This window comes from Janthinobacterium lividum, from assembly GCF_011601275.1.
GTDB classification, from domain to species: Bacteria; Pseudomonadota; Gammaproteobacteria; order Burkholderiales; family Burkholderiaceae_D; genus Janthinobacterium; species Janthinobacterium lividum_E.
In genome coordinates this window covers 275,032-287,548 of the sequence record NZ_JAAOLY010000001.1, presented here as the reverse complement: position 1 = coordinate 287,548, position 12,517 = coordinate 275,032, and the positions used below count along the sequence as shown (strand labels likewise).

At 63.7% G+C, this 12,517-nt stretch carries 12 protein-coding genes; 8 read left to right on the top strand and 4 right to left on the bottom strand.

Going from position 1 to position 12,517, the window contains the following annotated elements; all coding sequences use genetic code 11:
• Window positions 1–975: a glycoside hydrolase family 43 protein gene (locus GYK42_RS01350; protein WP_166446029.1), complete on the top strand. Its 975-nt coding sequence runs from the start codon at window positions 1–3 to the stop codon at window positions 973–975.
• Between the two features lie 93 nt (window positions 976–1,068).
• Entirely contained in the window at window positions 1,069–2,010 is a 942-nt protein-coding gene (locus GYK42_RS01345) for a LysR family transcriptional regulator (protein ID WP_035823672.1), read from the top strand.
• Between the two features lie 28 nt (window positions 2,011–2,038).
• On the opposite strand, the gene GYK42_RS01340 is transcribed toward GYK42_RS01345, so the two are convergent.
• From GYK42_RS01340 to GYK42_RS01325, 4 genes are all read right to left on the bottom strand, one after another.
• A complete protein-coding gene (locus tag GYK42_RS01340; RefSeq protein WP_166446028.1) occupies window positions 2,039–3,304 on the bottom strand; it encodes a DUF6445 family protein in 1,266 nt (421 codons plus the stop codon).
• A gap of 54 nt (window positions 3,305–3,358) precedes the next feature.
• On the bottom strand, window positions 3,359–4,090 hold the full coding sequence (locus GYK42_RS01335; protein ID WP_166446027.1) for a hypothetical protein: 732 nt from the start codon (window positions 4,088–4,090) through the stop codon (window positions 3,359–3,361).
• 33 nt (window positions 4,091–4,123) lie between these two features.
• Window positions 4,124–4,948 carry a hypothetical protein gene (locus GYK42_RS01330; protein WP_166446026.1) on the bottom strand — a complete coding sequence of 275 codons (825 nt, stop codon included), beginning with the start codon at window positions 4,946–4,948 and terminating at the stop codon, window positions 4,124–4,126.
• Window positions 4,949–5,033: 85 nt separating this feature from the next.
• The gene (locus GYK42_RS01325; protein ID WP_166446025.1) at window positions 5,034–6,413 is read right to left on the bottom strand and encodes a caspase family protein; all 1,380 of its coding nucleotides are present in this window, start codon (window positions 6,411–6,413) and stop codon (window positions 5,034–5,036) included.
• A gap of 175 nt (window positions 6,414–6,588) precedes the next feature.
• On the opposite strand from GYK42_RS01325, the gene GYK42_RS01320 reads away from it, so the two are divergent.
• The 6 genes from GYK42_RS01320 to GYK42_RS01295 are packed head-to-tail and all read left to right on the top strand — an operon-like array spanning window position 6,589 to window position 12,406.
• A complete protein-coding gene (locus tag GYK42_RS01320) occupies window positions 6,589–7,353 on the top strand; it encodes a hypothetical protein (RefSeq protein ID WP_166446024.1) in 765 nt (254 codons plus the stop codon).
• Window positions 7,350–8,378: a hypothetical protein gene (locus GYK42_RS01315; RefSeq protein ID WP_166446023.1), complete on the top strand. Its 1,029-nt coding sequence runs from the start codon at window positions 7,350–7,352 to the stop codon at window positions 8,376–8,378. The genes GYK42_RS01320 and GYK42_RS01315 overlap by 4 nt, the downstream gene beginning before the upstream one ends.
• A gap of 32 nt (window positions 8,379–8,410) precedes the next feature.
• Window positions 8,411–9,268, top strand: a complete 858-nt coding sequence (locus tag GYK42_RS01310; RefSeq protein WP_166446022.1) for a hypothetical protein — start codon at window positions 8,411–8,413, stop codon at window positions 9,266–9,268.
• Window position 9,269: 1 nt separating this feature from the next.
• Window positions 9,270–10,910 carry a hypothetical protein gene (locus tag GYK42_RS01305; RefSeq protein ID WP_240943364.1) on the top strand — a complete coding sequence of 547 codons (1,641 nt, stop codon included), beginning with the start codon at window positions 9,270–9,272 and terminating at the stop codon, window positions 10,908–10,910.
• On the top strand, window positions 10,885–11,796 hold the full coding sequence (locus GYK42_RS01300) for a glycerophosphodiester phosphodiesterase (RefSeq protein WP_240943363.1): 912 nt from the start codon (window positions 10,885–10,887) through the stop codon (window positions 11,794–11,796). Before GYK42_RS01305 ends, GYK42_RS01300 begins: the two co-directional genes overlap by 26 nt.
• Window positions 11,797–11,827: 31 nt before the next feature.
• Window positions 11,828–12,406, top strand: coding sequence for a hypothetical protein (locus tag GYK42_RS01295; protein ID WP_166446021.1), 579 nt, complete (start codon window positions 11,828–11,830; stop codon window positions 12,404–12,406).
• Window positions 12,407–12,517: the final 111 nt, after the last annotated feature.

Below are 12,517 nucleotides of genomic sequence, written 5' to 3'. Positions count from 1 at the left end.
ATGTTTCACAAGAATAAACTTGCCGCAGCCATCGGCATGGCGGCGGCGCTCGCCTGCGCCCCATTCGGCGCGCAGGCGGCCAACCCCATCGTCAAGGATATCTACACGGGCGACCCGGCCGCGCTGGTCGACAATGGCAGGGTGTACCTGTACGTGGGCCACGATGAAGCGAGCGCCACGGATACGGATTACCGCATGCACGAGTGGCGCGTGTATTCCTCGTGCGACATGGCGAACTGGACGGATCACGGCTCGCCCGTGCGCTTTTCCACCTTCGCGTGGGCCGGCAAGGATGCGTGGGCCGGCGACATCGTCAAGCGTGGCAGCAAGTATTATTTCTATTCGACCGTCGACCATAAAACCATCCCGGGCAAGGCCATCGGCGTGGCCGTGTCCGACAGCCCGACAGGCCCGTTCGTCGACGCGCGCGGCAGCGCCCTGATCACGAACGACATGACGAAACAGACGGCCATTCCCTGGGACGATATCGACCCGGCCGTCTTCATCGATACGGATGGCCAGGCCTATCTTTACTGGGGCAACACGGTCTTGAAATACGCCAAGCTGAAAGCCAACATGACGGAGCTGGACGGTCCGATCCTGACCTTCGGCATGGATGCGTTTACGGAAGCGGCCTATATGCACAAGCATGCGGACACGTATTATTTGTCGTACTCGCGCAACTTCCCCGAGGAAACGGCGTATTCGACGGGCCCGACGCCCACCGGGCCGTGGCATTTCCGCGGCACCATCATGGACAAGAATGCCATCGTGAAAACCATTCACCAGGCCATCATCGAGTTCAACGGCAAGTCCTACATCTTCTATCACAACGACAAGTTGCCCGGCGGCGGGGAATACCGGCGTTCCGTTGCAGTTGAGGAGCTGAAATACAAGCCGGACGGCACCATCGAATTCATCCGGCAAACGGCTGGGCCTGCCGCCAACCCCAGCGCCGCCTGCAAGGCATTGTGAACGCTTGTTGAGCACGCATCAAAAGGAGACATACCGATATCTATAACATCGATATTGAATTAAAACTGATATCGATCATGATATGATTTATTCATGGATACCCTCAACCCCAACTGGTTCTTGCGAGCCCGCCTGAAGACGCGGCAATTGCTGTTGTTGATCGCCCTTGACGAGCAGCGCAACATTCACCGCGCGGCGGAAGAATTGCACATGACGCAGCCGGCCGCGTCCAAGCAAATCAAGGACCTGGAAGAGATGCTGGACGTGCGCCTGTTCGACCGGTTGCCACGCGGCATGGAGCCGACGATCTACGGGGAGACGATGATACGCCACGCGCGCATGGCGCTGACGAGCCTGTCGCTGGCGCATGACGACATCGTCGCCCTGAAGTCGGGCTTGACGGGCCAGGTGGAGGTGGGCGTCATCATGACGCCGGCCATGGCCTTGCTGCCGCGTGCGATTGCCCGCATCAAGCAGCAGGCGCCCTTGATGCGCATCGGCGTGCATCTGGAGCACAGCAACACCTTGATGGACATGCTGCAGCACGGCACCCTCGATTTCATGATCGGGCGCATCCTGGAAAAGGAAAGCAGCGCCGGGCTGATCTACGAGGAATTGACGGAAGAGCCGGCCAGCGCCGTGGCCCGCAACGGCCACCCGCTGCTGTCGCGCAAGAATCTGCAATTGAAGGACCTGGCGGGCCAACCGTGGATCTTGCCGCCGCAAGGCAGCATCCTGCGCCACCGTTTCGACATGATGTTCCGCCGCGCCAGCCTGGAACCGCCCGTGGACGTGGTCGACACGACCGCCTTGCTCCTGATCACGTCCTTGCTGCAGCAGACGGATTCGCTGCACGTGATGCCGACGGAAGTGGCGCACTACTACGAATCGCTGAACGTGCTGAGCATCTTGCCCATCGAGCTGCCGTGCAAGATGGATGCGTTCGGCATCATCAGGCAGCAGGATCATTTGCTGTCGCCGGGGGCGGATATGCTTTTAAAAGCTGTGCGGGCGACGGCGGCCGACATGTATTGACCCGAGGCGGTGGTTGTGTGCAGGATACTTAATCCGGCACTTCAAAGAAAAACAGCTGTACCAGCCGCCCATTCTCCGGCGTGTCGCCAAACACATTGCTGATCGAGTGAAAGTAGTGGCCCTTGTACACGATCAGGCGGTTGTGGCGCATCGGCACTTCCAGCAGGGCTTGCCAACTGTCGCGTTGTTCCTGCAAGTCGTTGAATTTCTGTACTTTACTGTTCGGCAGCCAGCGCTTCTGGAAATCCTTGAAGCTGGCGTAGCCGCCCGCTTTCACGTCCGCCTCGGGTAATCGCCGGTACCAGCCGCTGGGCTGGTGGCGCCAGAAGGTAGTGCCGCCCTGGCACTGCTCGGGCGGGTTCAAATACAGCACGCCCGCATAGAAATTGAAATTATTGCCCGTCTCGTTGTCCACATGAATATCGGTGCGCGCCATGGCGTCCGCATAGCTGAGGCGGTAGGAGCCATTGTCGGGCGAGATAAAACGAATGGGCCGGCCCAGCGCCGTGGCGATGCGCTCCATGATGGCCTGGCTGGACTGGCCTGCCGTCTGGCTGCCCGGATAATTCTGCCCCGCATAGCGCTGCTGCTCGAACGGCAACGCCAGCGCCTGCGCGCGCCAGGCAACAGGGTCGGGCAGGAAATCGTCGAGGATGTGCAAATCCGTTTCGCGCAGAAAATCGTGCAAGCTTGCCGGCACGTCGGGCGTCGTCAGCCGTTCCGTGTTTTCCGTGCCGGGGCTGGCAAAGCCGATGCGGCACGTTTGCGCCAGCGCCGGATGCAGCGCCAAGGCTTGCGCGTAGCGTTCCAACGCCAGTTCCTGCTGTCCCGTGCGGTAGTACAGCTCGGCCAGTCCCTGCAGGGTTTGCCAGCGCTGCGGACGCAGGGCGCGCGCCCGTTCCAGTTCGGCGATGGTGTCCGTCAGCCGCTGTTTCCCCATCAGCAATTCCGCATGGCTGATGGCGAAATCATGCTCGTGCGGCGCCAGTCGCGCCGCCGTGGCGTAGCTGGCCAGCGCCGCCTCGCTGTCCGTGCCGCGCAGCACGTTACCGAGGTTGTAATGGAACAGGGCGTTGTCCGGCTGCTGCTTGAGCGACAGTTTTATGAGGCCCAGGCCGATGGCGCCCTGGCCCAGTTCCAGCATCGCCAGTCCCTGGAAATGCTGCGCTTCGGCCAGGGCCGGATTCAGTTTATACGCGGCCTGGTAAGCGTTGATCGCTTCGATCAGCTTGCCTTGCTGCTGCAGCCGTTGCCCGTTTGCCAGATGTTGTTCCGCCAGTGTCTGTTCGCCCATATGTCCCGATCCCGATCCCGATGCAATGTGGCGAACAGTGTAACCGAGCCCGTTCTACCGCGCCTGGCTGACGGGAATTTCTTCCCCGTTCAGCTTGATCGCCACCTTGACGATCTGCGCCTTGACCTGGTTGCTGGCCATGTCCGCTTCCTGGGCGTAGGCATATACGACGATGGCGAAATCCTTGTAGCCGCTGCGCGCCGCTTCGATCTTGCGCGCCGCCTCCTGGTCCACTTTCAGCAGCGAATAACCGTCGCCATTCGTGAACGCCAGCTTGTAGTCGCCGTTGTCGTACATGTAGTAATACGTGCCCGCGTCGGCGAACTTGGCGGGGAAGGCGGCCTTGTCCATGGCGTACGGCGACAGCGCACCCTGGCCATTGATCTGGTAGCGCAGGTAGCGCTTGGTTTTCGCTTCGCTGACCTTGGCGTCGATCTGTGGTTTCAGGGCGTCGAGCACTTCCTGCTTGCGGAAGGCGTCGTTGCTGCCCGCATATTCGCGCGAGATGCGCTGGGCCACCGCCGCGTAGTCGGGCGGCACGCCGGACAGGGCGAGGTAGCTGTACATCAACTGGTGGCCGCTCGTGATGTCGACATAGCTGGACGTTGGCGTGGCAGCGTCCGCTTGCGGCAGGCTGGCGGCGGCCGCCTTCACTTGCGCCTTGGCGGCCAGGTCGGCGACATTCGCGGCGACGGGAGCGGAGGCGGCCGACGTGGTGGTCTCTGTTTTACCGCAGGCGGACAGCAGGACGGCGATGGCGAGCAGGGTAGGGAGGGTACGTTGCATGATATTTCCTTCAATGAATATGTAAGAGGTGAATTAGCCGATGGTTTTACGTTTGTATTCGCCGACGCCGTAAGCGGCCAGGACGATGGCAGACGCCAGCACCAGGTAAAAGCCGATGCCGAACGAGAGTCCTTGCCACACTTGCCCCAGCATTTCGCTGGCCATCTGCTCGGCCATGCGGGCCGCGCGGGTGCCCATGATGCCGCCCATGGCGTTGCCCGCATCGCTGACGGCGCCCTTGATCTTGATGAACAGCAAGCTGCTGTGGATGACGATGAACAGCAGCGGCGCGCACTTGCCCAGCGCCGCTTTCGGGTGCTTGCTAACCATGGTGGCGCAGCATCCGGCAATGGCCAGCAGGAAGAAAAATTGTGCGGAAGTAAAACCGCCGCCGCCATCGCGGGCAAAGCTTTCCAGGCTGTCCGCGGACAGGCCCAGCAACTGCCAATAGGTGCGCGAGACGGAAGCGAACAAACGGATGCCGATGGTGTTGAAGAAAAAGGCGCCGGCGATCAGGACGCCGAGGCTGGCCAGCACCTTGATGCCCAGGGCGGACACGGCCTGGCCCCACAGTTGCTGGCTTTTTTCGCGCGCCAGTTTCGCCGCGCCGGCCATCTCTTCCTGCGCCAGTTGCTGTGTCGCCACGGCGCTGACGGTGGCGAGGCTGCCAGCCTCATCGAAGCGCACGTCGACGACGGCGTTGATGGCGGGCGCCACGTCCGAGCGCCAGTGCGTGGCCACGTCGAACGCATGTTGGATGCCGGCCACGCTGACGGAACCTTGTCCGCTCGGTTGGTAGGCGAGGATGCGGCCACGTTGGCCGGTGGTAATGGTTGCTGCCGTGCTGGATGGTTGCATGAGATTTCCCTGGTCGCTGTCATGCTCTATTGCATGTACCCACGGATAACGGGGGCAGTTCAGGGAAATCTAAAATTATTTTGAATTATTTTTTTGGCGGCTGCATCATGTCCTTGGCGGCGCCCTGGTAATCCTTCATCAAGCCCATGAATGCGTCCTGCAAATGCCGGGCCGCATCCTGCGGCGGCGCGCCCGTGCGCCGGGCCAGGTCGAATTTATACGCATGGGCGGGGCTGTAGCCCGCCTGCGACGCCGCGTCCAGCAGCACGCCGGCCCGCTTCAGTGACGCGGGATCGCCCTTGACCATCAGCAATTCCGCCAGATAGGTCTGGGCAATCGGGAAGTCTTTCGCGGCCGCCTTTTCCAGCCACTGCATGCCCGTTTTCGGCTGTTTGATACCGGCATCGCCGCCGCCGATGCCATAGCCGAGCGCCGTCAGCGCCACCAGATCGCCGCCGCGTGCGCGCTTTTCCAGTTGCTGGCGGGGAAACGGGCGAGCCGCGATCTGCATGCGGATTTCATAGTTGATGTCTTGTAGTACGTTGCCTGGCCACACCTTGGCGCCGGGCTCTGCCGGCTTTTCCACCGTTGGCGCAGGCGCCCGCACGCCGCCCTGCGCGCCGGCCAGCACACCCGGCGTTGCCTGGCTGACGCCCTTGCCGCTGCCCATGTTCAGCACCAGGCGCGCCGACGTTTCGCCGAAGGACACGCGCGGTTTTTGCACATCGTGCGTCATGGCGGCAACCCGTGCCGCCACTTGCGAAAATACGTCGCTCATCGGCAAGCCGGGTGCGTCGAGCGCGTCGAGCAGCGCGCTCGTGTAGGGGCTGTTGCGCGAATCGGGCGACCAGAAATCGCGCGCCAGTGCGCCCGGGCCGGACGAATAGGCGATCACCACGCCGCGTGGCGCTTGCGTGTCGGCAAAGCCGTGGCTGGCCGCATTGCCGCCGCCGGCAACCACCACGGCGCCGCCGCGCGTATATTCCTGGCGGCAAGCGTCGAGGATCAGCACGGCGCCGCGCGCACCCGTGCGCTGCAAGTCGCCCGCCAGGCTGGAAACGGACACGCCCTGCGCGGCGATGGCGGCCGCGCTCAGTGCATTCATGTTGGCGCCCAGCGGCAACACATAGTTCGCTTCTCCCGCCTGCGCGCCGTGGCCCGCGTAAAACACGAGGGCGATATCGGCGCCGCGCGCCAGCGTGGAAAACTCGGCCGACGCCTTTTGCAGCTGTTGCGCATTGATGTCCGTGCGCAACAGCACTTCAAAGCCCAGGCGGCGCAGGCGTTCTGCCATGGCGCGCGCATCGTTCACGGGATTCAATAGCGGTTGCGGATAGGCCGCGTTGCCGATCACCAGGGCGATGCGCTTGCCGGGGCCGCTGGCGGCGTTGCCCGTGGCCGCTTGCACGACGTTACCGTAGAGTAAAAAGAGGAGGCTCAAAAACAGGGGAATCAGGCGATGCATCGGCGTCTCGGGAATTGTCGTGAAAGTAACTAAAGTTAGCGATTTTTACTGTGATATGAGAAAATTGCTTAAATGCATTTTACCTTACTGACAAGTTTCTCTTGTCTGGCCAGCGCACGCTGCTCGTCGCCGCCGGCCAGTGGCGCGTGCCGCCCAACACACGATCGGACCGGCTTTGCAATCGGAACAATTTGAACGGATTCATGCTTTCTGGACCCGCCGCCAGCAGCTGACACAAGGCGAACTGGGCGAGTTTTACCAGCGCGTCATCGCCGCGCTGACGCCGTGCCGTCCGCGCGAGGCGGCGTCGCTGGGCGACTCGCTGGCCGACTTGCGCCACCAGTTCTTCATCGAAAAAGTCCTGCACGGCGACAGCGACGCGGCGCCCCACCACGTCGGTGCCCTGTTTTTGTACTTCAAGCGTTTCATCATCGACCAGCTACGCAAGCAGCGCGATGACGAGGATGCCGATGCGCAAGAAGGCTGTGAGCTGCGCGCCCCCGACGCCTATGCGGAACCGCTGCGGGATTACCAGCTCACGCCACAGCAGGTGCGCGACGCGGCCGGCAGTTTTATTACGACCTTGCCGCATGACTTGATCTTGCTGCTGCGCCATTGCGGCTGCGGCGGCATGCCCGTCAAGGAATTGGCCGAACAGATCGCTTCCGCGCATTACCACGGCGGAAAATTAGGCCTGGTGCACAGGCAGAAAGGCGAGGCCAATAGCGCGGGGCGCCAGATCGTCGAGCCGGCCCACCGCGCCACCTTGCTGGGCAGCTGGGTCTTGAACCTGCTCAAGCTGCGCGTGGGTGATGCACTGGCCGCGCGCGATCTGCAGGCGGCGCAAATAGTTTTGGATATCTTGTGCGTGGCCGCGTTATCCCTGCACATGGACCCCGCGTCCACCCAACCGAACACTGATGAAAGGCCACCGGCATGACTGCATTGACGCCCTCGCTGGCCATCGTTGCCGCGCGCCTGCCATCGCCCCCGTCTCCCGCCGAACTGCTGGACGGCGAGGTGGCCGGCGATACGCCCGACTGGCGCGGCATCGCCGTGCCGGAACACTTGATGGAACGTTTTGCGCGCCGCAGCGATGCGGCGCCGCTGGCCGCGCGGCCCATCGCAGGCGGACAGATCCACCTGCTGGCGCGCCGTCCCGGCTTCGGCGCCGTGCTGCTCGACGCCTGGGACAGCACGCGGCAGCGCTGGCGCGGCTGGCTCGTCACGCCGGACACGGCGTATGCGGACGCCTGCGGCCTCGTGGTTGAAGAGCGCGACGCGCCCGCCGACCCCCGTGCCGGCCTGGTGCTGTGCGACATGCCCGTGACCCTGGCCGTGACGGACCTGGGCGCCTGTTTGGGCGTGTTCAGCCAAGAGCGCCTGCAGGCGGCGCGCTGGCTGGAGTTGCAGGGCCGCGCGAATAGCGCCGCTGCGGCGCCCGGCGTGATCGCCCGCGTGGCCTTGCCCGGCGACGATTACGCCTTGACGGGCACACCGCTGTCGAGCGAGCTGGGCAAGGATGGCCGCGTGGCGTACCGGCAATTGCTGCGCCAGGGGCTGCAGCAGTTGCAGATCGTTTCGGCCGATGCCGCCGCGCCAGCAGCGAAGGTGCCGATGCAGGCGGCCAATGCGAACCGCTGGCTGAAACTCGTCACGGCCGTGGCCGCCAGCGTGATGGTGGTGCAATCGGCCTGGCTGTTCCTGCCGAAAGAGGGCGCCGTCGTCGGCAATGCGGAGTTCCGCAGCGGCAGTGGCAGCGGCGTCGAGACGGGCGTGCGCACGCGCGTGCTGTTCCGCGCCGAGGCTACGGAGGCGGAAATCCGCACGTGGCTGCAGCGCGAGCAGCTGGAAATCGTCGCCGGGCCGGACACTCTGGGCGCCTTTACTTTGCTGTCGCGCGACCGCCAGAAAGTCTTGCCGCCGCCAGGCCCGGGCAATCCGCTGGCCGTCATCAATCCCTGACCCGAAATAAGAGAAAGTTATCAAGCATGACAATGTATAAGAATTTTGCATCCGCGCAGTGGCGCAAATTGATCGCCGGCGTGGCCGCTGGCGTCCTGTTGACGGGCTGCGCCATGACGCCGAACGGCCGTGGCGGCGTGTTGATGGGGCTCGATACAGCCGAACTGTTCGGCACGCCGATTTCCACCTTCCGCTTGCGCGACGGCACGGAAGGGACCTTGCGCAAGGATCCGCAAGGCAAGTATTCGATCAAGCTGTCGCAGGCGTTTCGCGTCGTGCCGCTGGCCAACGCCATCACGGCCCGCGTGGCGCGCGTGGAAAACGTGGGCGAACGCACGGTGGTGATCGTGGAAACCCAGGAGCGCGGCTGCGCCTACCGCTATGAAGTGCTGGCTTTCCAGGGCACGGACGTGCTGCAGTGGACGGTCGGCAATTGCAAGGACCGCCCCCGCGTGGAGCTGGCGGCGGACGGGAAGTCGCTCAATATCGACTTCCCCAACTACAACCGCCTGTCGCGCATGATCTACACGGACAACCGCCTGCTCAACGCCAGCGTGGCCGTGCCGCCCGGCGTCGATACGCGCGCCCAGCCGTTTGCCGACGACGCCTTGCGGGGCACGGGTCCTGCCATCGCCACCCTGCCTGGGAGCGGCAGCGACAGCGGCCGCGTGATCCCGGCGCCGCCGGCCGCCGCGCCGGCGCCTGTCGCCACGCCGAAAACGGGCAGCCGCGCCAGCGCCAAGCCGCGCCGCCAGGAGCCAGCAGCCAGGGCGGCAACGACCGCCGTCCTCAGCCAGCCTGCACCGCGTGCCGCGGCGGCTGCCCCGGCGGCGCCGATGATCTTCCAGGCCGAAGAGATCAAGCCCGTCGTCATCGATTTGAGGAAATAAGATGGCCGCGAGTTTGCGCAGTCTGCAGATCCGGCAGACCTTGATCCTGATCGTCCTGACGATCATGTATTTGTGCTTCGAGCTGGGCTTCAATGCCCGTTTGCTCGACGTGGTGGGCGGCGACGTCAAGCCGCACGACGTGGAAGGCGTGGAATTCTATGGCCGCAGCCTGTCGGGCATCGCCGCCGCACTGGTGGTGCTGCAACTGATGTGGCGCCGCCGCCTGAAGAACAATGGCAGCGGTCCCAGCTGGAAAAAAATCATCTTTTGCTGTGTTGCCACGGCGGCGGTCGTGTTCGGCATTTTGAAGACCACGGTCACGGTGCTGGTCGAAACGCGCGATGCGCAATTTCGCCGCCTGGCCTTCAACACGACCCTGATGCAGCGCTCGCTGGTGGGCGGCAGCCTGCAATTGCAGGGCCTGGTCGATGACGCCACCCTGTTTGCCAAACCCGAAGGCAAGGCTTTTCTTGCGCTGTTCCCTTTCCTGGCCGTTTCGGTGGGCCACCTCGATGAGCGCATGGAGCCGGCCAAGGAACAGTTGATCAATTTTAATGTCCGCAAGATCGCCGGCGGCGCGGCTGGGTACTATGAAAAATACCAGCAGGCGATCGGCGAAGTGCGCGACAAGTGGAAACTGTATTCGGGCATCATTCCCGACGACGATGCGGGCTTGCGCCAGCAGCAGGAATCGGCGTGGAACGATTACCGGCAAAGCCTGTCGCGCCATGGCTGGCAGCCGCATTCCGTGCCGGCGCGGCGCAAGGCGGCCGTCGTCAACAATGTGCGCAAGAAAGTGCCCGTGTCGGCCAACTGGCATCCTGCCGATCAATTGAGCTTCCGCGCCGCCGTCAAGCGCCGCTATGCGTCGGAAGCGGCCAGCAAGGGTTTGAACATCAAGGGCGACCGCATTCCGCCTGGCTTGTCCTTCGCCGCCTTCGTGGCGCGTCCCGGCATCCAGGCCGTGCTGCGCGACGGGCCGGATGGCGGCGACGGCAGCGAAGCGAGCAAGGGCTTGCGTTTGCCCAAGGGCGCCGTGGTGCAGGATGCGTATGCGAGCCCGGCCGAGTTCAGCCGTCTGTTCGACCAGTTCGCCGCGCGCCAGACGGCGGAAAAGCTGGTGGAATACCGCGCCAGCCGCAACGACTTCGAAGTGGGCGGCAAGTATTTTGAAGAGGGCAAGGAAGCGGCGCGCGCCGCCATCGTGCCGCCCGTGGCCCTGTTTTTCTCCTTGCTGGGCGCCATCGGCCACTTCTCGAAACTGCTGTACCTGATCGCCACGGTGGGCTTGCTGGTGCTGGCGGCGCGCCGCGGCGAGCAGGCGGGTTCCGATGGCCAGCTGAGCCGCCGTTCCGCCTGGATCGCCACGGGTGTGCTGGCTGGCGCCTTCCTGGGAACCTGGGGTATCTTTACCCTCTCGGACAATAATGTCACGAAGAGCGAGCTGTTCCGTCAGATGCTGGACTGGAACCGCCAGGCCGCCGATGACAGCACGCGCTGGCAAATCGCCGGCAAGGGCTTGCTGGCCAATATCACGCACGTCGTGGCGGTGGGGCAGGGCTACAGCTACCCCGTCAACGAAGCGATCCGCATCCACGTTTTGCAGGGAATTCACTATGGCTATCATCCGGGACAAAAATAAGGCGGCTGCGCTGGCTTTGCTGCTTTCCATGGTCAGCACGGCCGTGCAAGCGGACTGCCTGGGCATGAAAGTGCACGCCCACCGTGGCGCCGGCAATGCGCCGGAAAACTCGCTGAGCGCGCTGCGCAACACGTATTTCGGCACCTGGGACGGCGTCGAGACGGATTTGCAGCTGCTCGGTGACGGCAGCTGGGTGGTGCACCACGACCTGCTGACTGGCAGGGTCGTCGACACGGGCTCGCCCCGCACCGTGAAACAGTTGACGGCCGATGACTGGCGCGCCGCCAGCATGAAAAACCGTGGCGTGGCCACGCCGGAAACGCCGCCGTTCGTCAGCGATGTCGCCGACCTGGCGACGGCGTTCCCGAGTAAAACCCTGAACGCGGAAATCAAGGATGTCGTGTCCTCGTGCGCGCCGATCGCTACCCTGGTGGGGCAGTTGCGCGCGAACATCAAGCACGGCAACTGGTTCTTGACGTCAGGCGTGCCGAACAACCTCGCTTGCGCGCGCCGCGCCGATCCGCAGGGCTATCTGGGCTTGCTCGTGTTCGACGCGCGCAATGCGCAGGCGGCCGGTACGAACCGGGTCAGCCGCTACATCGCGAAAAATGCCCGTCCGCCCAAGCTGGACAAACCGTGGTTGCAGCGCGTGCAGCAGCAGATCGGCATGCCCACGGGCGTGCACGTGGACGCGCGCAGCCTGGACGCCAATCCGAATTTGCTGATGGATGCCGCCAGCCTGAACATGCCCGTCTTCGTGTATGCCGTCGATGGCGACTCGGCCCTGGCCGCCTCGCTGTTGCGCGCCCAGCAGCGCAGCCATCGCCTGCCCAGCGGCGTCATTCTTGACGGTAATCCCGAGACATTTTGTGCGATGATGAAGTAAGTTTTTTCACTCACCCAGTGCTGCCATGACCATGCCACCATCGACCCCCGCCAACCTTGCCGGCAGCGCCATCGGCGCCATGTTCTTTTCCCTGTTTGGCGGCCTGTGGGTGGCCGGCTGGTGCGTGCAGACGTACGGCGCGCATCCCTTAAGGCTGCTGCCGGTTGCCGCAATCACCGTCTTGCTGCTCATGCTGGCGTGGCGCCAGTTCCGGCGCCACCGGGCCGCGCACGCGGCGGCGGAACAATCACCGCAGGCCAAACGCGTGGGCCGGCTGTTCAATGTCGTCAACGCCGGGCAGTGGATCGCCATCTTCATCGTCGGCAACGTCCTGAAAAACATGGGCTTGCAGGCGTGGTTCATCCCTGCCGTCATTTTGATCGTGGGGCTGCATTTCTTTCCGCTGGCCTGGCTGTTCAAGGCGCGCCGCCACCTGGCCATCGGCATGGCCCTGTGCGTGTGGGCCGTCGGTTATCCGCTGTCCCTGCGCCATGGCCCCCTCGATCCCGCCGGCTGCCTCGGTGCCGGGCTGATCTTGTGGGTGGCGGCCCTCTCCGCCGTGCGCGCCGGTTTTGCCGTGCAGCAGAGCGCCTTGCAGCCCCAGAAATAGCTTTTCCAACAGCCCGCACAGGGCTGCTTCATGCTCATTTTTGCGCACCGCAGCATCGATAATGTTTGCATCGCGCGCGCGACTGGCTTATAAATGTAATCGATTACATTT